Origin of the sequence: Sphingobium boeckii (assembly GCF_014199215.1) — a bacterium.
In the GTDB taxonomy this organism is placed as follows: domain Bacteria; phylum Pseudomonadota; class Alphaproteobacteria; order Sphingomonadales; family Sphingomonadaceae; genus Sphingobium_A; species Sphingobium_A boeckii.
This window is the reverse complement of the sequence record NZ_JACIJC010000010.1, coordinates 33,088-51,849: the sequence shown is the minus strand read 5'-3', so window position 1 is coordinate 51,849 and position 18,762 is coordinate 33,088. Positions and strand designations below refer to the sequence as shown.

Genomic DNA, 18,762 nt, shown 5'->3' with positions numbered 1-18,762 from the left:
CCCCGCTCATCAAAGCCAGGGACGGGTTCAAACATGGGTCACTTCTCAGTGGAAATTACTGGCTTCCCCGGGTCACTTCTCAGCGGCAATCAACAACCAGATTGCTCGATCCAGATCGAATTCGCTCCACTCGGCCTGCCTGAGTTCGCCGGGGCGAACGAAGACATGCGGCGTCATGCGAAATGCAAGTCTGGTTATTTCGTGCCCTGAGCTGTTCTGGATGGCGAGCATAAGCTCGCCCGCACGTTTCGGGGTTGTTATCGCGGCATAGTGTCTGGTCTTCGGTGTCACGATCGCCCCACGCAAATCAGACGCGAAATCTCTTTGCGCGCGTCCGGTCGCGATCCCATATCGGAAGACCCTGCTGATGACGCTGCGCATGCGTCGGGCGCTTTCGTAGCAGCCCCTCGCCTCCAGCTTTCGAAGGACAACGAGAATTTCCTGTATGTCGATCTGGTTGATCGGTCTGTCGCCGATCACCGGGTAAGCCATCTCGAGCAGCCACCGTACCTTTTCGATCGTACGCCTTGCCCGTTCTTCGCGGTGCAGCTTGACCATCCATTCTTCAGCAATGGCCTTGAATGTGATGTTGGCTTCAAACTGCGCGCGAACCTTCACCAGTTTGCGCTCCGCGTGCGGATCCAGTCCGTCTGCGACCAGCTTGCGGGCAGCGTCGCGCCTTTCTCGTGCATCCGCCAGGCTGACGTCGGGCCACACGCCGATCGACAGCGTCCTGGCTTTACCGAGATGACGGTAATTCATTCTCCAATATTTGCCGCCCTTGGGCATTACCAGGAGGAACAGCGCCTTCTCATCGAAGAGCTTGTAGGCCTTGGGTCGGGGGCGAGCATTCTTGATCGCGATCGCGGTCAGGGACATGAGGGTATCTCCATCCAGAAACCGGGCAGAGGTGACCACAAATGTACCCTAAAAGTGAGGGTATATGGGGGTGGATCGGCCCGAACCACGTTGGACGAGATAGCAGAAAAAAGCTTTAAAAACCAGACCGTTAGTGGACGTCTACGGACCCTAACGGACTGGTGTTTGGTGCCAGAAGAGAACTCACTTGTTTTAAGTAAAATCTTGATAACAAAAACAATAGTTTTCATAGTACATTCAATGGCCCGTTTAATGGCCCGATGTTAACTTATTGTAGTGGTTCGAGTGTTATATCAATGTATCCCACATCGTACCGTATATTGACATTTCCTGTCTCTTAACTCAATTCCTAAACTGTTAATCGCTGCCCTACCTTTCCATTATTTCCGGCCTGAGCTAGGGTTCGCGCCCGCGCTCCAGCGTTTCCAAAATCCGAAAATCCGTATCGGCCTGGTCGGCGAAGCCAATATCCGGCCAGCACCGCCCCTCAACTAGATTTCTTCCGCCTATAGTGACTGCTGGGTCGGCGCTCACCAGGTGACGGTCGCGCCGGTCCAGGACGAGTCGCATTGCCCACTACAGAATCAGGACACCTAGAATGCTATACCTAATTACTATTTGGCTACGATAAGCGTTTCGGCGATGCAGCCGGCTGAAAGCTTTGCCGCCTCTCCTGCCCTCTCAAGCCAATGAATTCATAATAAATATCTGATTCTCAAAGATATATACTCTTGGTCGCTCGCCTGACATCAGCGTGTTAGAATTCCAACCTCAATCTAGCTAACCAACGTGTTGACATCACCCTAATCTTCGTTAGTTTGATATCGTCAGAGATGCCCCACAGGGGGTGCGTTAGCATGGGAGAGAGAAATGAATCTCAAAAGGCAGTTGGCTTGCGGGATAGCGGGCTTAGCGCTCATCGCCGGAACTTCGGCATACGGCCAAGATGCGCCCGCAGCAGAAGGTGAAGATCAGAGCAGCGAAAGCGCTGCAGCTCCCGCCGATATCGTCGTAACCGCTCAGCGCCGCGAACAGTCCTTGTCCAAGGTTCCAGTGTCAGTTTCTGCTTTCAATGCGGAGACGCTTCAGTCGCGCAACATCAGCAGCGAGCAGGATCTGGCTTCGCTGGTCCCCGGCTTGATTGTTAAGAGCGGCCAAAATTCGAACCAGCTCAATTTCACTATGCGCGGGCAGACACTGGATCCATTTTCAGGTTCCAGTCCGGCCGTGCTGACCTACATCAACGAGGCGCCAGCGACAGAAGGAAATACGTCAACAGCGTTCTTCGACTTCAATTCGGTGCAGGTTCTAAAGGGGCCGCAGGGCACGTTATTCGGTCGCAATGCGACCGGCGGAGCTATACTCTATGAGACCACTAAGCCGGGCAACGATTTTGGCGGATTCCTCACCGTGAAGGGTGGCGAGCGTAACTATCTGCAAGTTCAGGGCGCTCTCGATATACCCGTGTCCGACATCATCCGCGTTCGTGTCGCTGGAGATTATAACAAGCAGGATGGTTATATCCGTAACGCCAAAACGGGGAATACCCTAGGTGACACGGATGCCCTTTCGGGGCGCATCACGGTTGTATTAGAGCCTGCGGACGGCTTTAAAATGACGACCGTTGCTCAATATAGCGATTTCGGTGGTACCGAAGGTGCGGGCGGGCTCTATTCCTATCATTCGGTGGGCGAGACAAACAACGGCTACGTCCTGAACACGACCCTCGACTCATTGTACGGGCTGAACAGCCCTTTTGCTCCCTTGCTGGGTGACGGACCGATGGGTGATGGCACATGGCCTGGCGCTGTGCCGGGGTATCTAGCTTGGCAGCAAGCGCATCCCTATGAAGTCTGGCTAAGCTATGACCTCCCGCACAAGGCCCATACCGGATTTATCACCAATACGGTGGAAGCAGAGGTCGGCAATGACATGGTCCTCAAAAACATTTTTAGCTTTGCGGATGCGTTTGCGCGCACGCCAGGCATTCTCTCGGGTTCTCCATTCGGCTCGTTGAACCTGTACAACAATTCCGGGCTCGGGAATGGCCCTCCTGGGGGCGAGGTGTTCAGGACGAAACGGCTGTCAAATGAACTTCAACTACAGGGAAAATCCGGACGGCTCGATTACATTATTGGTGCATTTTATTCCGACACCAAGAAGAACGAGTATATCCCGGTCATCGTAGGCGCGGAACTCGCGACGCCGTTGGCTGACATTGCCTACAACTACACCGTGGGCGATGAATCAAAGGCAGTCTTTGCACAGCTCAGCTATGAGCTGACCGACAAACTCACTTTGACTGCTGGTGGACGCTATACTTGGGAAACTGTGAGCCTCCGTCAGGACCCGGGAAGCATCTTCAATCTGACAGGCGCTACGCCTCTCAATCAGGAAGCCGACCTGAAGGATCCCAGCTGGACCTTCAATGTCCAATATCAGCTCAACTCGAGCAATATGATCTATTTCGCACAGCGCGGCAGTTTTCGCGCGGGCGGGTTTAACGGTGCCGTTGCCCCCTTCAACAACGTCAATTTCTTTGGCAACGAGAACACTTACGATTTCGAGCTCGGCTACAAATACAATGGCTATTTGGGTTCTATGCCGACGCGGATCAGTGTAGCCGGCTACCGACAATATGTGACGGATGCGCAGCACTCGATTTTCGCGGATCTTGGCGCTGGTCCTTCGGCCTTCACCGTGAATGTCCCTGAAAAGCGTATTCAGGGTGTCGAACTGGACGTCAATGTCAGGCCCAGCGACTGGCTGGAACTAGGCATTGCCGGTGCCTATACCGATGCAAAATTCACAAAGAATATTGTTGATCTTGGGCCGCTAGGCGGGCCGGTCATTCCCTTCGACACATATGCCGATGCCCCCAAATGGGCGGGTTCGGCGTTCGCCGAGGTCACTATGCCGCTCTCGGACGATATCGGTAAAGTGAAGCTTCGTGGGGATGTGTTCGGACAAACGCTGACGCATTTTTCGAACAATGAAGGGTCCATAACGCCGCGCACCCAATTGCCCGGCTATGTCACCGTCGACCTTCGATTGAGCTGGAACGACGTTATGGGCAGTCGCTTCTCGGTAGCTGCCTATGCCAAGAACCTCCTCGACGAGTTCTATTACAATTCAGGCTATGTCGAAGGCGGAAGCGGCGGTTTCAACACAGCGATTTGGGGTGAGCCTCAGACGTTCGGCGCAGAAATCTCATACCGGTTTTGAGACCATCTCGTGATGGGCAGGGGAGCGTTTTTCCTGCCCACGATACTCTAATCTGTCAGCATCGCACCGACGAGCGAAAAGCGATGGCCTTTAGCTACAGACCGGCCTGCCGCTCCCGAATTTCATTTCGCATCGACAAAAGTCCGCTTTCATCGAAGCGACCAAGCCGTCGCACACCGACTGGCGAAGCTCGGTCGCCCTATCGCGCCAAGAAGGTCACAGGACATGCCAAATAAAATAGCCCCGGACTTTGACGCGCTTGTAATCGGAGCGGGCGTTACCGGAATCTATCAAACCTATCTCCTCGACCAGAACGGGATGAGCGTGCTTGGCGTTGACGCTGCCGAAGATGTCGGGGGCACCTGGTATTGGAACCGTTATCCCGGATGCCGACTGGACACGGAAAGCTACGCTTACGGATATTTTGCCCTGAAAGGCATAATGCCAGATTGGACGTGGAGCGAGAATTTTGCCGCGCAGCCCGAAATGCTCCGCTACGTCAACGCGGCGGCAGACAAAATGGACATCAGGCGTCTCTACAAGTTCAAGACGAAAGTTGTTTCCGCACTTTATAATGACGACGCCAACGTCTGGGATATCAAACTGGATGATGGCACGGATCTGTCCTGCCGCTATTTGATATCGGCCACTGGCCCGCTGTCAGCATCCAACATGCCGGATTACAAAGGCATCGACACATTCCAAGGCGAGGCCTTCCACTCCTCGCGTTGGCCAAGAGATCAGGACGGGAAGGCTAAGAATATAGACTTCGCCGGAAAGAGGGTGGGGGTGATCGGCACCGGCGCAACCGGTGTCCAGATCATTCCGATCGTCGCGGAAACAGCGCAGGATCTTTTCGTATTCCAGCGCACGCCCAACTGGTGTACGCCGCTGGGCAATTCGGCCCTGAGCACGGAAGAGATGGACCTTATCCGCCGCCGTTTTCCGACCATTCTAGAATATGTGAAAACGACGCCTACGGCGTTTCCTTATCACCGCGACAATCGCAAGGCGAGCGAGGTCTCGGAAGAGGAACGCACCGCATTTTTCGAGGATCTCTATGATCGGCCAGGCTACGGCATATGGTTGAGCGGGTTTCGGGATTTGCTGATGAGCAAGGATTCGAACAAATTCCTGGCTGATTTTGTGGCAAAAAAAATCAGACAGCGCGTTCACGATCCCAAGGTCGCCGAGAAGCTCATTCCCGTCGATCATCCATTTGGCGCGAAGCGTGTCCCGATGGAAACCAATTACTATGAGACCTACAACAGGGAAAATGTTCACCTTGTAGATATCAAGGAAAGTCCCATCGACGAATTTGTCGAGGGCGGCGCGAAGATCGGCAATGAGATTTGCGAGCTGGATGTCATCATCTTCGCCACTGGCTTTGATGGCGTGACCGGGTCGCTCGACAGGATTGATATCCGAGGTCATCGCGGTCAGCGATTGATCGACGCATGGGCTGAAGGCCCGTCAACCTTTCTTGGCCTCCAAGCCAAGGGCTTTCCCAACTTTTTCACTCTGGTCGGTCCGCATAACGGATCGGCATTCTGCAATGTCGGCGTCTGCGGGGCATTGCAGGCTGAATGGGTCACAAGAATGCTGCTCTACATGAACGCGCGCGGCTTTACCTATGCGCAGCCGAAGCAGGCGGCGGAGGATGAATGGACGAACGCCGTCTATGCCGACTTCGCCAGGACGTTGATGGCAGATACCAATGCTTGGTGGATCAAGGTTACCAATAAGCCGGACGGAACCGTGGTTCGCCGCACGCTGGTCTATGTTGGCGGAGGTCCGGAGTATCGCAAGCGGTGTGAAGAAGTGGCGTATAACGGCTATGAAGGCTTCGAGCTGTCGTGACGATCAGCGGGCAAGCGGGACGTCGTTAGAGACCTCGTTTCGAAGGAGCCTCTGGCGGCATGCTCCTTCACGCCCGAAGCTCGATCCCATTGCCTTCAACGTCCCACAGATAGAGGCTATGGCCCTGCCCGGTGGAACCGAAGCGCTGAGCACTCGGATCGCACTCGATGCCATGAACTGCAAGTTCAGCCCGCACTGCATCAGGATCGAACGCCTCAACGCGCAGGCAGATGTGATCGAGGTTTCGCCCTGGACCGGCGTCGTCCGGTGAGCGCGCGCCAAGCGTTCCAGCGCGGTCGACAAGGTCAATGAGGGATGTCCCGGCCCTCAGATGCACAAGACCGATGTCATCCTGACTGTGCTCGACCTGGCAGCCGAGGACCACCGTATAGAAGTCGATCATCCGATCGATGTCCGTCACTAAAAGTACGACATGGTCGATCCCAGTGATCCGCATCAATCGTTCCTTTGCGTGATTGCCGCGAATGTTGAGCGGCCGATATGCTGGCCAGGATACCCAAGCGCAAGGATGATGCTTGCGCCGCAGTTAACGAACAGAAATCAGCCCGCCATCGACAGGGAGGAGCTGGCCGGTAATGAAGCGGGATGCATCGCTGGCGAGAAATATCAGCACAGGTGCAAGATCGGTATCGGCATCGCCGAATTAACCGCCCAATGGGATCTGTTCGGCAGTGGCTTTGTCATGGGCCGCCAGATCGTCTTTGGGCAATGCCTCGCGGAATCGCTCGTACATCGGCGTAACGATATAGGGGAGCACGGCGTTCATGCGGATGTTTCTTTTGCCCCACTCGCGCGCGACGCTGCGGGTCCAGGCGTGTACGGCCGCCTTTGACGCGCCATAAACGGCATTGTTGATCTCGGCCGTAAGTCCAGATTCCGATCCGAAATTGATGATCGACCCTCCCTTGGGCATGTGCCGATAGGCCGCGCCATTGGTGTAGATCGTGCCGTTTACGTTGATGTTAAACAGCCAGGACAGGGTCTCGTCAGGCACATCATGTGTCGGTGCATGACGATGGACACCTGCGATATGGGCAAGCACATCAAGCCCGCCCATTTGACCTACGGCCGCATCAAACGAAGCGTCGACTGCTGCACGATCACCAACATCGCATTGGATGAAGAATGCAGAACCCGGACCTGCCGCGCTCGCGCTCAATGCGGCCGCCGCCCCGTTTTCGGCGTCGATGTCCATCGCTGCCACGTGAGCGCCTGCGGCAACAAAAGCGCGAAGGGCCGAAGCCCCAATGCCTTGCGCCGCACCGGTTACAATGATCTTCTTGTCGTGCAATTCCATGAGCTGGGCACCTTTCCGTCAGTAATAAATTGTATTCGATGCAATGGCCGTTTTTCGCATGCGACTGCGGTCGGTCTCAGCGTCCTTCAAAGATCGCTGCGCGAAGATGCTTGGATAGGACCACCGTCCCTGGTTCGCTTATGCGCGCGCCCACGTGAACGAGTACGATCTGTGAATTGTGTGCTCACCGGCCTCGCCAATGCGGCGTTCGTCTCGCCTTCCACGCTGACGATGCTTCGATAAAGTCTTCCGTTACCGCATAGGCATCAATGAGCGGATATCGTCGATCGAGCGCCTTCTCTAGCCCATGCTCAAGACCGGCAAGGGCCGCCTGCTTAGCAGCTTGGGAAACCAGGGGGGCGCACGCGAGAACCTTATCGACCCATCTTTCGCTTGCCGCAGCGAGATCCTCTATCGTCGTGATTTGATTGATCAGTCCAAACTGAAGCGCACGGGTCGCGTCGAGGGGTTCACTCGCAACGATCATCGCCAATGCCACATGATGGGGAAGTTGGCGGATGGCGCGATGCGTTACACCGCAGTGATCGATGAACCCGGCGCGCGCTTCGGGAAGGCCAAATTGGGTATCGTCGGATGCAATGAGGATATCGGCGCACATGGCAAGTTCGAAGCCGAGGCCGAGAACATGGCCATGTACCACACCGATTAGCGGTTTTTGAAGGCGAACCAGCCTGCCGCCGATGCCTGTCAGTCCGCCGCCAAATGAAAGCCCGTCCGCTCCGTTGGGCGGGTCCGAAATGTCAGCGCCTGCGCAGAATGCCCGATCACCGGCGCCTGTGAGAATCGCGACGCGTATGTCGGGATCGGCGTCAATCCGCGCCCAGGCTTCAGCCAGCGCCCGGTCCATTTCAGCATCGATGGCGTTGAGGACCGAAGGCCGGTTCAGACGAACTTCGGCCACATGTCCTCGAACGTCAAATTCGATCGATGCCATGGCGTTGATTCCGCCTTACGACCTAATGGGCCAACATTCCGGCATCGACGAGATGTTCCGATCCGGTGATGTAGGACGATTCATCAGACGCCAGGAACAGGACGAGGTTTGAGACCTCGATGGGTTCGGCAATGCGTCCTAGGGGAATCTGTGCAAGCGCCTCACCTCCGACTTCATCCGTCGCCTCGACCATCATCGGCGTCTGGATGAAACCCGGATGGACGGAATTTACACGGATATTGTGCTTGCCATATTCGACGGCGGTCGCTTTCGTCATGCCGCGCACAGCGAATTTGCTCGCCACATAGGCCAGACTTGGAAAGCCGTAATTCGCTGCCATTCCCGCGATCGATGAGATGTTGACGATCGACCCACGCCCTGCCTTGACCATGATCGGGAGAACAGTTTTCATGCCATAGAATACGGAATGCTGATTGATTGCGCATACCTGAGCATAGCCATCCTCGGTCAGCTCGGCCGTGGGAGCCATTGGCCCCAGAATGCCGGCATTGTTGACCAAAATGTCGATGGTGGCATGGGCTCCCACGGCCTTTGAGATAACATTGGCCCAGGAATCTGGTTTGGTAACGTCATGCGCCAAAAAGATCGCGGCGTCGCCCAGCTCGCTCGCCAGCGCCTGCCCGCCTTCGACATTGAGGTCAGTGAGAATGACCTTGGCGCCTTCCTGCACGAAGAGACGGGCGTGCGACGCCCCCATCCCGCGCGCCGCGCCCGTTATGATGGCAATTTTTCCGGTAAGGCGGCCCATAATCTCTCCTATTACCTGCTGATCTTCACTCTCAGCCTAATTTTGATTATTCAACTCCCGGCCGAACATAAAGTCAAGGACGGCATATCGACAATGCCCATTTTCAGGCATTTTCTGATTGGCCTGAAGCGAGAAATATATGCTATAATATTGATATAAATGAATATTATTGAAAGACCTCCCCTCGGCTTGGAATATGCAGCTGGGCATCGCGTCGATTCGCTCTTGCAACCTTTAACTAATTACGATTAGCTTGAATGAGGTCGGATGCCGGATCAAGCTGGCGCGACACCATGAAAGCAAAATGGCATGATCAAATTGGGTCGTTGTCGAGAGGATAGGCCATGTACGGTAAAGCCGCAGTGCTCGTTGAAAAGAACCGACTGGAAACATGGGATGTCCAGGTCCATGCGCCCGAGCCAGGCGGTGTGCTTGTCCGCACGATATTGGGCGGCGTCTGCGGCAGCGACGTCCATATTCTGACCGGGGAAGCGGGCGAAATGCCCTTCCCGATCATTCTGGGGCATGAGGGCGTCGGCGAGATCACGCAGCTCGGAGCTGGCGTTTTCAACGACTATGCCGGAACGCCGGTAAAGGCCGGAGACCTGGTTATCTGGTCGCCGATTGCGCTGTGTCATCGATGCTATTCCTGCACCGTCCTGGAGCAGACCCCGTGCGAAAACAGCCAATATTTCGAGGATGCGGCAAAACCCAATTGGGGCAGCTATTCTGACTATGCCTGGTTGCCCAACAACATGCCCTTCTATCGTCTGCCCGACGGCGCGCAGCCCGAAGCCGTCGCGGCGCTTGGCTGCGCACTTCCGACTGTGCTGCGGGGCTTCGACCGCTGCGGCCCGGTTCGCTTCGGGGATTCTGTCGTCGTCCAGGGCGCGGGGCCGGTCGGCCTGTCCGCCGTCCTCGTTGCGGCGCAGGCTGGTGCGCGGGAAATCATCGTCATCGATGGCGCGCAAGCCCGCCTGGAGGCCGCCATTACATTGGGCGCAACTTCGACCGTGTCGCTCAGCTTGGCTGCGGACGAGCGCAAACGCATGATCTATGATCTGATTGGAAAGCAGGGTCCGGACATTGTTATCGAGGCAGCAGGTGCGTTACCGGCCTTTCCGGAGGGTGTGGACATCAGCGGCATCCATAGCCGCTATATCATCCTGGGGCTTTGGGGTGCGATCGGCACCCAACCGATCTCCCCTCGTGATCTGACGCTTAAGAACCTGACGATCGGCGGCGCATCCTTCCCGGCACCCAAAAACTATTATCAGGGGATGCAATTCGCTGCGCGGGTGCAAAACCAGGTGCCGCTTGCTGGCCTGGTTAGTCATCGCTTCAGTATCAGCCAGGCAGCCGAGGCACTCACCGTCACAAAGAACGGCGTCGCCACCAAGGCTGTCATCGACCCCACCATCCGTTGAGAAAGGACGCTGGCATGGACACAGACACGATAGCCCCGCCATCAGCTAAACATCGAATGCCGATTCCCGACTATGTCCCTGCCCGACTGGTGCGGGAGGTCGATATCTATGCGCTCGATGGCATAGAGGAAGGCGTGCATGAAGCTTGGAAAAAAGTGCAGCAGCCCGACACGCCGCCGCTGGTCTGGACGCCGTTTACCGGCGGTCACTGGATCGCGACGCGCGGCGCGCTGATCGACGAGATCTATCGCAGCCCAGACCGCTTTTCGAGCCGGGTCATATGGGTGCCGCGCGAGGCGGGCGAGGCCTATGACATGGTTCCCACAAAGATGGATCCGCCTGAACATACGCCCTATCGCAAGGCCATCGATAAAGGTCTCAACCTGGCCCAGATTCGCAAGGTCGAAAGCGATGTCCGGGCTGTGGCGATCGAACTGATCGAGGGTTTCGCGGCCAGCGGACAATGCGACTTCGCCAGGGATTTTGCCAATATCTTTCCGGTGAAGGTCTTCCTGGCGCTTGCCGGCCTGCCGATGGATGACGCGGCGAGGCTGAACGCGCTGGCAAAGGAAATGACCCGCCCATCCGGAAACACGCCCGAGGAGCAGGGAAAATCACTGCAAGCGGCGAATGCGGGGTTCTTCGCCTATGTAGCCCCCATCATTGCGGAGCGCCGTGGCGGAACCGGAACCGACCTCATCACCCAGATGGTGAACAGCGAAATCAACGGCGCGCCGATGCCGGAGGACAAGATGCTGGGCCTGGTTTCGCTGCTGCTGCTGGGCGGACTGGATACTGTCGTGAATTTCCTCAGCTTCATGATGATCTATCTCGCGCGCCATCCCGAAACGGTCGAAGAGATGGTTGCCGACCCTATGAAACTTCAGCGCGGCGTCGAGGAGATGTTCCGCCGCTTTGCGGTTGTGTCAGACGCACGTTATGTCGTCGAGGACATGGAATATTACGGCACGCAGTTGAAGGCAGGCGACCTCATACTCCTGCCGACGGCGCTGCACGGCCTGGACGACACGCAGCATGACGATCCCATGGCGGTCGACCTGTCGCGCCGGAACGTCTCGCATTCGACCTTTGCGCAAGGGCCGCACCGGTGCGCCGGTATGCATCTGGCGCGCCTGGAAGTCCTGGTGATGTTGCAAGAATGGTTGGCTCGCATACCGCGATTTTCGCTCAAGGAAGGGGCCGCCCCTATTTATCACGCGGGTATTGTTGCGGCAGTGGAAGATATTCCACTCGTTTGGGAGGTTTAAGACAAGGCATGTCAATCGCCGCTGATGCAGCCGCGTTCCGGCAGATATTGGGACATTACCCGACAGGTGTGTGCGCCATAACGGCTATGCAGCTGGATGGTACGCCCGCTGCCATGATCGTCGGATCGTTTACGTCTGTGTCGCTGGACCCTCCTCTTGTCGCCTTCTTCCCTGACAAAGGTTCGTCGAGTTGGCCGAAGATCGAAGCATGCGGCGGATTCTGCGTGAACGTACTGGCGGATGATCAGGAGGGACTTTGTCGTACGCTTGCGTCAAAGGACCTCAACAAATTTGACGGAGTCCCACATCATCTTTCGGAACGTGGCGCACCGATCCTGGATGGGGCTTTGGCATGGATCGACTGTTCCTTCCATGCGATCCACGAAGCCGGAGATCATTACATCGCAATCGGCGAGGTGCACGCGCTCGACATCCATCATCCTGGCGCCCCCTTGCTGTTTCACAAGGGTAGCTACGGAAAAGTCGCGTCCCTTCTTTGAACAACATTCGGGTGAATATGGAGAAAGCAGCTCAATGGGCAATTTGATCGTCACCGATCGTTCCGGGCAAGAACATAATTTGCAAGCGGCCGAAGGACTGTCGGTCATGGAAGCGATCCGCGATGGCGGCATGGATCAGTTATTGGCGCTATGTGGCGGATGTTGCTCCTGCGCGACCTGCCATGTCTATGTAGAAGACGGATATGATAACCGGTTCGGGCCTATGACCGAAGACGAGAACGACCTTCTCGATAGCTCTGATCATCGCACGGCACAGAGCCGTCTTTCGTGTCAGTTGATTGTCAATGGAGAGCAGGGGCCGATCAAACTGACCATCGCGCCCGAAGATTGAGGCGATCTGTCGCGTCTTGGTGGTGGCTGTGCCAGATGTGGCGCAGTCATCATTTCTGCCACTCAGCCAAAGGCATGTTCAGCAGCCGCCATCGGATCGCGCAAAGGCACGCGATCAACAACCGTTAGTCCAAATCCTTCGAGTGCCGCTAATTTCGCCTTGCTCGACGTGAGCAAGGTCATTCGCCGAACGCCCAGGTCCAGCAAGATTTGCGCGCCGATGCCATAATCGCGCGTTGCGTTAGTGTCATGATAGGTCTTGCGTCCGCCCTCGATCCGCTTGGAGATAGAATCGGGGCTGGGGTCGCGTACAAAGACAGCCACGGCCTGACCTTCATGCGCAGCGATGGCCTTGAGCGCTTGTGGGACATAATCGGGATGGGCCTGAGACCAGCCAAGCATGTCTGTCGCCATGTCGACCTGATGTACACGGACCAGCGTATCACGCTCCGGGCGGACCTCGCCTTTTACAAGCGCCACATGTTCGCCACCATCGACCAGGTTGCGATAGACGTGGATTGTCAGATCTCCGCCGTAAAAACTGTGAAAAGGCGCACTCGCGACGCGCTCCACCAGCTTTTCGAAGCGACGCCGGTAGGCGATCAGATCAGCGATCGTGCCGACCTTCAACCCATGTTCTTTTGCAAAGACGAGCAGTTCGGGAAGGCGCGCCATACTGCCATCATCGTTCATGACCTCGCAAATGACCCCCGCCGGTGTCAGACCCGCCAAGCGTGAGATATCCACGGCTGCCTCAGTGTGTCCGGCGCGTACCAATACGCCGCCATCGCGCGCTGTCAGTGGAAAGACATGTCCCGGTGACACAATATCCGCCGATATCTTTGTAGGATCAACGGCCACCGCGATGGTGTGCGCGCGATCATGTGCGGAAATCCCGGTAGTGACACCTTCTCGGGCCTCTATCGATATCGTGAATGCTGTACCGTGGCCTGACTGATTGTTGACGGCCATTGGCGGCAGGTTCAGTTGTTCCGCCCGGGATTTCGTCATTGCCAGGCAAATCAATCCGCGTGCATGTTTTGCCATGAAGTTGATCTGCCGCGGGGTCGCGAACTGGGCTGGGATAATGACGTCGCCTTCATTCTCGCGATCATCGGCATCGACCAATATATAGGGAAGCCCGTTTATCGCGTCGTGAATGATGTCCTCTATGGACGAAATGCCTTCGCTGCTCATCGGTCACTCTTTCCATGTCTGGGCGGCGTTCTCAGGCCGCGCCTCGTTGCGCGGCGAGGTGAGCCAGCGCCATCTCTTTCAAAATATTCTTCTGGACCTTGCCCGTACCGGTTTTCGGCAAGTCCCCCTCTGCAATGAACCAGATGTCGCGTGGCAGCTTGTACCCCGCGACCTGTGGTTTCAGCCAGGCGATTATGTCGTCCTCAGGCAGATGATGGCCTTCGGCGCGGACGATCCATGCGCAGCCGCACTCGCCCCAGCGATCATCGGGCATGCCGATGAAAAAGGCCTGCGCGATTGCGGGATGGGTGGTGACAAGCTGCTCGAGCTCCTTGGGCGACACCAGCTCACCCCGGCTCTTGTACAATTCTTTTGAACGGCCGGTCAGGAACAGGTTTCCGTCCGGTCGGAACTGACCCAGATCCCCGGTGCGCAGCCATCCACCGGGCAGGAAAAGCTTTTCGGTTTCTTCCGGGCGGCGGAAATAGCCCAAGCTGTTCATCGGCCCCCTTGTGCACAGTTCGCCAGCGACGCCCATTGGCAGATCGGCGCCGGTGACGGGATCGATGGTCTTAAATTCGCAGATTCGGCCATCCTGCTCAGCAATTCCGGCGACGCCTGCTTGTACAATGCAGCCCTGCGTTTCCGCCACCACCTCGATCGAGTCTCCAGGTTGGGTGCATACGATCGTCGCGGTCGCTTCGGTCTGGCCGTAACTTGTGAAAATCTCGCTGCAACCCAACGTCTCCTGGATTTCCCGCCAGACCCAGCTTGGAGTAGGCGCTGCGGCACTGTGGACGGCGGTGAGCGAACTCAGATCATAAGCCTTGATCTTTGCCCGCTCCATCATCGCGATCGTCATGGTGGGAACGCCCATCAGATATGTGGCACGATGTCGCTCAGTCGCCGACAGCAGAGCATCTGCATCAAACCGAAGCAGGGGGACGATAGATCCACCCACGATCATGCCGGACAACAGGCCCACGACGAGACCAAAGCCATGATATAGGGGAAGCGAGAAAACCGCGCGTCGGCCTTCATCGAACGCCTGATGGTGCGCGCCCGCATAAGCCGCCCTCAAAAGGTTGTCATGAGTTAGCATGACCCCTTTCGGCGATCCGGTCGTGCCCGACGTGAACATGATGACGGCGGGATCATGCGGGTCCGCGTTCTGCGTCGGCAGTTCGCCCGTCGGGAGGGAGGCGAGAAAGTCCTGAGGCGCCTCCGCGTCATATACAAGGCCTGCGCGCAGCTCCGGAAGGGCGGCGCATTCGCCAGTGCGCCATCCCGGAACCCGAGCATCGAGTTCGACGTCATAGCGGCGCGACCCGAAGCGCGCCATGCTGATGATAAGATTGCAACCTGATTCCCGAACGGCATATTCGAGATCCTTGGGACCATAGAGCGTATTGATGGCCACAGCGACCGCACCCGTTCGCCAGATCGCAAACATCAATGACACCGTGATCGGATAATTGGCCAGCAATAGCCCGACACGATCGCCATGGCCAATCCCAAGCGCAGAAAGGGCTGCAGCAAATCGCTCGGACTGGCTCAGAACCGCGGCATAACTCAGCGTTTCAGCGTCGGTAATAACGAGGGGCTTGGCAGCGAAATGTTGCTGTGCGCGCACGAGATAGGCGCTCAGGCTCATTTCCAACCAGACGGGATGTCGGTCAGACATGGCTTGACGCCGTTCTGCTATGGCTTCGATCACAGCAACATCCCCTCTACCTAATTATGATTCATATGTCGCCTTTGGCCTTTTGCGTCAAGCATCATCCATTTTTTGCCCCAGCTAAGTAGCGATTTCTGAGCCTGAGGCGATGGATAAAAATATCATAATCTATTGATTTCCAAGGATTATTCTAACAAGATTATGTGGGTCTTCCATAACCTGATTTCTCAAGGGCGTCAGCGGAGTTTCGACAGGGGGTTGCCAACTCACCCTAATTGTCGTTAGTTTGATTTCAGCACGAAGTTCTTGGAGGCGTATATGGATGTGGGTTTGGGGCTGACGTTCCAAAATCTCAAGGATCAGGTCAGCGATATCGAGGTGTTCCGGCATGAATTGTCTTTGGCTGCGGAGGCTGAAGATCGAGGCTTCGATTCTGTGTGGACACCCGAGCACCATTTCACCGGCTATATGATGACGCCCAATGTGCCGCAGTTCCTGTCTTGGGTTGCCGCTAAGACGAAGCGGATCAAACTGGGCACGACGGTAACCGTTTTACCGTGGCAAAATCCCGTTCGCATCGCCGAAAGCTTTCTCCTCCTTGATCAACTGTCCGAAGGCCGCGCGATCCTGGGCATCGGCAGGGGTCTGGGCAAAGGCGAGTTTGACGGATTTCAGGTGCCTATGGGCGAGGCCCGCCAACGGTTCCGTGAATATGCAGAAGCGCTGCTGGAGGCGCTGGAAACTGGCGTCATGGAATATAATGGCAAATATCTTCAGCAGCCGCGCGTCGAGCTGCGCCCCCGCCCTTACGCCAGCTACCGTGGCCGTGTGTTCGCGTCGGCCGTATCGCCTGAGTCGGTCAAGCTGATGGCGAACCTGGACGTCGGCTTGATGATCATCGCCCAGAAGCCCTGGGATAGGGTCGCGGAAGACGTGAAAAGCTATCGCGACCGCTTCTTCGCCATGCAGGGCCGACCGGCGCCCAAGCCAGTCGTCGTCGCCTTCGTTGCAGTCCACGAAGATGCCGCCAAAGCCCAAGAAATGCGCGACAAATATCTGGTTGAATATGCGCGTTCCACGTCCTCTTTTTACCAGTTCGGTAACAAGGAATTCGAGAAGATCGAAGGCTATGAATATTATGGCGCGCTGGCCAACAGCGTTGAAAAGCACGGCATAGAGAAATTCAACAATTTCCTCGCCGATCTCCAGATATGGGGGCGGCCGGAGGAGGTCGTAGAAAAGCTGACATCGATGGTGGATCGCTTCGATGTCGGCAGCTTCATCATCTACACCCAGTTCGGTGATATGCCCTTCGAAGTGGGTCGGGACAATTATGAGCTTTTCGCCCGCAAGGTTCTGCCACATCTGAAAGACATCGATGTTTCTGCCCCGGCCATGGCGCCTGCACCACTTCAATCGGTTGGCTGACCTGCTATTATGTCGACGCTAATCCACAGCAACGCGCAAGACGTTGCTGTGGAAGGGATAAGAGGATGAACATGGAAGACGCTGCACAGCCGGTGCTGTACGAAGTCCGTGACGGCACGGCCTGGATCACCCTCAATCGTCCCGAAAAGCGCAATGCGCTGAGCGAACCTTTGCAGGAGCGACTTCACGATTTATTGTGGGAAGCGGATGAGGACAATCGCGTCCATGCTGTCGTTCTGAAAGCTGCCGGCCCGGATTTCTGTTCCGGCTACGACCTTCAGAAATACGACCAGCCAATACCAGGGCACATCGATCACAAGCGCGGCCGGGCGAAATTCGATGATGACACTTGGCATCAGGAGAGGGCGCAGCGCCTGCGCATGGCGTTGTTCGATATGCACAAGCCCGTCATCGCCCAGGTCCATGGCCGTTGCTTGGCGGGCGGAACCGACCTTGCCCTGCTGTGCGACATTGTGATCTGTGCGGACGACGCCTTGTTCGGTTTCCCCCCTGCACGCTCGCAAGGATCGCTTCCGAGCCACATGTGGTTATATTTGGTGGGGCCACAATGGGCCAAGCGGCTATTGCTTACCGGAGATTCAATCCGCGGCGACGATGCGGCGCACATCGGTTTGGCTCTCAAGGCGGTTCCTGCCAACCAGTTGGACGCGGAAGTGGCTGCGCTGGCAAAACGTCTCGCCCAGATCGACACCGATCTACTTAGTGCGAACAAGCGCATCGTTAATGTCGGGCTGGAACTGATGGGTGCGCGCACCTTGCAACGCATGGCCGCAGAAATGGACGCGCGCGGTCACCTCGCAGCCAGTCGTACGCAGTTCAACGATACGGTGCGCACCCAAGGACTGAAAGAGGCAGTGCGCCAGCGTGACGAACCCTTTGGCGACCCAATGGTCAAGTTATAGAACCAGAATAGGATAAGCGATGATGGAAGGCGAAGGCTGGCGTTGCCTATGGGATGCCAAGGCGATCTTGGGCGAAAGCACGGTATGGGATGAGCGGGACGGTTGCATCTACTGGGTCGACATCGAAGCGCCCAGCATTAACTGGTATCATCTCGACAGCGGCCAAACCGGACGCTGGGCGGCCCCCGCCTGGATCAGCGCAATAGCGCCGCGAGCCAGCGGTGGCTTCGTCGCTTCATGCGCGGACGGCTTTGCGCATGTCGATCCCAAGAAGAATATCTACGCGCCGTTCATTCATCCGATTCCCAATCCCAAGATCGCGCGGTTGAACGATGGCGTGACCGATCGCAAGGGTCGCTACTGGTCTGGTTCTTGCGATTCTAGTCAGTGGGACGAAAGCACGACGACGGACGACAAGGAAAGCACTCTGGGAAATCTGGACGTGCGCAACACTGGTGAACTCTACCGGCTGGACTCAGATGGTACGGTGAGTACGCAGGAGCGTAATATCGTGACCGCCAACGGACCGGCGTTCAGCCCAGACGGCAGGACAGCCTATGTCAACGACTCGATGCCGCTCGTAAGCTGGGTTTATGATGTCGCCGACGATGGTACATTATCGAACCGCCGTGACTTTCTGAAGTTCAAGCCGGAGGACGGCTATCCCGACGGCATGGCGGTCGATGTCGATGGCTGCATCTGGATGGCTTTCTATGAAAGCTGGGTGTTGCGCCGATTTACGCCGAACGCGACACTGCTTGAGGAGCGTCGCTTGCCAGTGCGCCGAGGGCTTCGCCCAGCCTTTGGAGGCAGCGACCATTCACGCCTGTTCCTGATTACCGGGTCGCAGGGCTTCTCTGCCGAAACTTTTGCTCAGCAGCCCCTTGCAGGTGGATTGTTCGAGATACTTGATCCCCCCGCGCCCGGTGTGCCTAACTGCGCTTATGCCGGTTAAAGGGCGAAAGCATCCATAAGACTGTCTTT

The 18,762-nt window shown here is 56.6% G+C and carries 15 protein-coding genes and 1 pseudogene; 9 read left to right on the top strand and 7 right to left on the bottom strand.

Annotated features, from left to right (window positions below; all coding sequences use genetic code 11):
• Positions 1-72 precede the first annotated feature (72 nt).
• Entirely contained in the window at positions 73-879 is an 807-nt protein-coding gene (locus FHS49_RS19375) for a tyrosine-type recombinase/integrase (protein ID WP_184022254.1), read from the bottom strand.
• 870 nt (positions 880-1,749) lie between these two features.
• On the opposite strand from FHS49_RS19375, the gene FHS49_RS19370 reads away from it, so the two are divergent.
• The gene (locus FHS49_RS19370; protein ID WP_184022252.1) at positions 1,750-4,104 is read left to right on the top strand and encodes a TonB-dependent receptor; all 2,355 of its coding nucleotides are present in this window, start codon (positions 1,750-1,752) and stop codon (positions 4,102-4,104) included.
• 225 nt (positions 4,105-4,329) lie between these two features.
• Entirely contained in the window at positions 4,330-5,964 is a 1,635-nt protein-coding gene (locus FHS49_RS19365) for a flavin-containing monooxygenase (RefSeq protein WP_184022250.1), read from the top strand.
• 67 nt (positions 5,965-6,031) lie between these two features.
• Here FHS49_RS19365 and FHS49_RS19360 read toward each other — a convergent pair whose 3' ends face one another.
• From FHS49_RS19360 to FHS49_RS19345, 4 genes and pseudogenes are all read right to left on the bottom strand, one after another.
• Positions 6,032-6,421, bottom strand: coding sequence for a VOC family protein (locus tag FHS49_RS19360; protein ID WP_246351117.1), 390 nt, complete (start codon positions 6,419-6,421; stop codon positions 6,032-6,034).
• Positions 6,422-6,511: 90 nt separating this feature from the next.
• Positions 6,512-7,282, bottom strand: a pseudogene (locus tag FHS49_RS19355) (SDR family NAD(P)-dependent oxidoreductase).
• Between the two features lie 184 nt (positions 7,283-7,466).
• Positions 7,467-8,237 carry an enoyl-CoA hydratase-related protein gene (locus FHS49_RS19350; protein ID WP_184022246.1) on the bottom strand — a complete coding sequence of 257 codons (771 nt, stop codon included), beginning with the start codon at positions 8,235-8,237 and terminating at the stop codon, positions 7,467-7,469.
• Between the two features lie 22 nt (positions 8,238-8,259).
• Positions 8,260-9,006 (bottom strand): SDR family NAD(P)-dependent oxidoreductase, encoded by a 747-nt coding sequence (locus FHS49_RS19345; protein ID WP_184022244.1) that lies wholly within the window; start codon positions 9,004-9,006, stop codon positions 8,260-8,262.
• A 344-nt stretch (positions 9,007-9,350) separates the two neighbouring features.
• Between FHS49_RS19345 and FHS49_RS19340 the strand changes: the two genes are divergently transcribed.
• The 4 genes from FHS49_RS19340 to FHS49_RS19325 are packed head-to-tail and all read left to right on the top strand — an operon-like array spanning position 9,351 to position 12,553.
• The gene (locus FHS49_RS19340; protein WP_184022242.1) at positions 9,351-10,433 is read left to right on the top strand and encodes a zinc-binding dehydrogenase; all 1,083 of its coding nucleotides are present in this window, start codon (positions 9,351-9,353) and stop codon (positions 10,431-10,433) included.
• 14 nt (positions 10,434-10,447) lie between these two features.
• Positions 10,448-11,701, top strand: coding sequence for a cytochrome P450 (locus FHS49_RS19335; protein WP_184022239.1), 1,254 nt, complete (start codon positions 10,448-10,450; stop codon positions 11,699-11,701).
• 8 nt (positions 11,702-11,709) lie between these two features.
• Positions 11,710-12,201: a flavin reductase family protein gene (locus FHS49_RS19330; RefSeq protein ID WP_184022236.1), complete on the top strand. Its 492-nt coding sequence runs from the start codon at positions 11,710-11,712 to the stop codon at positions 12,199-12,201.
• 34 nt (positions 12,202-12,235) lie between these two features.
• Entirely contained in the window at positions 12,236-12,553 is a 318-nt protein-coding gene (locus FHS49_RS19325; RefSeq protein WP_184022233.1) for a 2Fe-2S iron-sulfur cluster-binding protein, read from the top strand.
• A 62-nt stretch (positions 12,554-12,615) separates the two neighbouring features.
• Here FHS49_RS19325 and ribB read toward each other — a convergent pair whose 3' ends face one another.
• Positions 12,616-13,749 carry a 3,4-dihydroxy-2-butanone-4-phosphate synthase gene (ribB, locus tag FHS49_RS19320; RefSeq protein WP_184022230.1) on the bottom strand — a complete coding sequence of 378 codons (1,134 nt, stop codon included), beginning with the start codon at positions 13,747-13,749 and terminating at the stop codon, positions 12,616-12,618.
• A 31-nt stretch (positions 13,750-13,780) separates the two neighbouring features.
• Entirely contained in the window at positions 13,781-15,466 is a 1,686-nt protein-coding gene (locus FHS49_RS19315; protein WP_343053043.1) for a class I adenylate-forming enzyme family protein, read from the bottom strand.
• Positions 15,467-15,745: 279 nt separating this feature from the next.
• On the opposite strand from FHS49_RS19315, the gene FHS49_RS19310 reads away from it, so the two are divergent.
• From FHS49_RS19310 to FHS49_RS19300, 3 genes are all read left to right on the top strand, one after another.
• A complete protein-coding gene (locus FHS49_RS19310; RefSeq protein ID WP_184022227.1) occupies positions 15,746-16,855 on the top strand; it encodes an LLM class flavin-dependent oxidoreductase in 1,110 nt (369 codons plus the stop codon).
• A 65-nt stretch (positions 16,856-16,920) separates the two neighbouring features.
• A complete protein-coding gene (locus tag FHS49_RS19305; protein WP_246351114.1) occupies positions 16,921-17,778 on the top strand; it encodes a crotonase/enoyl-CoA hydratase family protein in 858 nt (285 codons plus the stop codon).
• A gap of 19 nt (positions 17,779-17,797) precedes the next feature.
• Positions 17,798-18,733, top strand: coding sequence for an SMP-30/gluconolactonase/LRE family protein (locus FHS49_RS19300; RefSeq protein WP_184022224.1), 936 nt, complete (start codon positions 17,798-17,800; stop codon positions 18,731-18,733).
• Positions 18,734-18,762: the final 29 nt, after the last annotated feature.

What these genes read in the sequence shown, in the direction of transcription:
- FHS49_RS19375 (WP_184022254.1), bottom strand. Translation starts at nt 879, where the DNA reads ATGTCCCTGACCGCGATCGCGATCAAGAATGCTCGCCCCCGACCCAAG.
- FHS49_RS19370 (WP_184022252.1), top strand. Translation starts at nt 1,750, where the DNA reads ATGAATCTCAAAAGGCAGTTGGCTTGCGGGATAGCGGGCTTAGCGCTC.
- FHS49_RS19365 (WP_184022250.1), top strand. Translation starts at nt 4,330, where the DNA reads ATGCCAAATAAAATAGCCCCGGACTTTGACGCGCTTGTAATCGGAGCG.
- FHS49_RS19360 (WP_246351117.1), bottom strand. Translation starts at nt 6,421, where the DNA reads ATGCGGATCACTGGGATCGACCATGTCGTACTTTTAGTGACGGACATC.
- FHS49_RS19350 (WP_184022246.1), bottom strand. Translation starts at nt 8,237, where the DNA reads ATGGCATCGATCGAATTTGACGTTCGAGGACATGTGGCCGAAGTTCGT.
- FHS49_RS19345 (WP_184022244.1), bottom strand. Translation starts at nt 9,006, where the DNA reads ATGGGCCGCCTTACCGGAAAAATTGCCATCATAACGGGCGCGGCGCGC.
- FHS49_RS19340 (WP_184022242.1), top strand. Translation starts at nt 9,351, where the DNA reads ATGTACGGTAAAGCCGCAGTGCTCGTTGAAAAGAACCGACTGGAAACA.
- FHS49_RS19335 (WP_184022239.1), top strand. Translation starts at nt 10,448, where the DNA reads ATGGACACAGACACGATAGCCCCGCCATCAGCTAAACATCGAATGCCG.
- FHS49_RS19330 (WP_184022236.1), top strand. Translation starts at nt 11,710, where the DNA reads ATGTCAATCGCCGCTGATGCAGCCGCGTTCCGGCAGATATTGGGACAT.
- FHS49_RS19325 (WP_184022233.1), top strand. Translation starts at nt 12,236, where the DNA reads ATGGGCAATTTGATCGTCACCGATCGTTCCGGGCAAGAACATAATTTG.
- ribB (WP_184022230.1), bottom strand. Translation starts at nt 13,749, where the DNA reads ATGAGCAGCGAAGGCATTTCGTCCATAGAGGACATCATTCACGACGCG.
- FHS49_RS19310 (WP_184022227.1), top strand. Translation starts at nt 15,746, where the DNA reads ATGGATGTGGGTTTGGGGCTGACGTTCCAAAATCTCAAGGATCAGGTC.
- FHS49_RS19305 (WP_246351114.1), top strand. Translation starts at nt 16,921, where the DNA reads ATGAACATGGAAGACGCTGCACAGCCGGTGCTGTACGAAGTCCGTGAC.
- FHS49_RS19300 (WP_184022224.1), top strand. Translation starts at nt 17,798, where the DNA reads ATGATGGAAGGCGAAGGCTGGCGTTGCCTATGGGATGCCAAGGCGATC.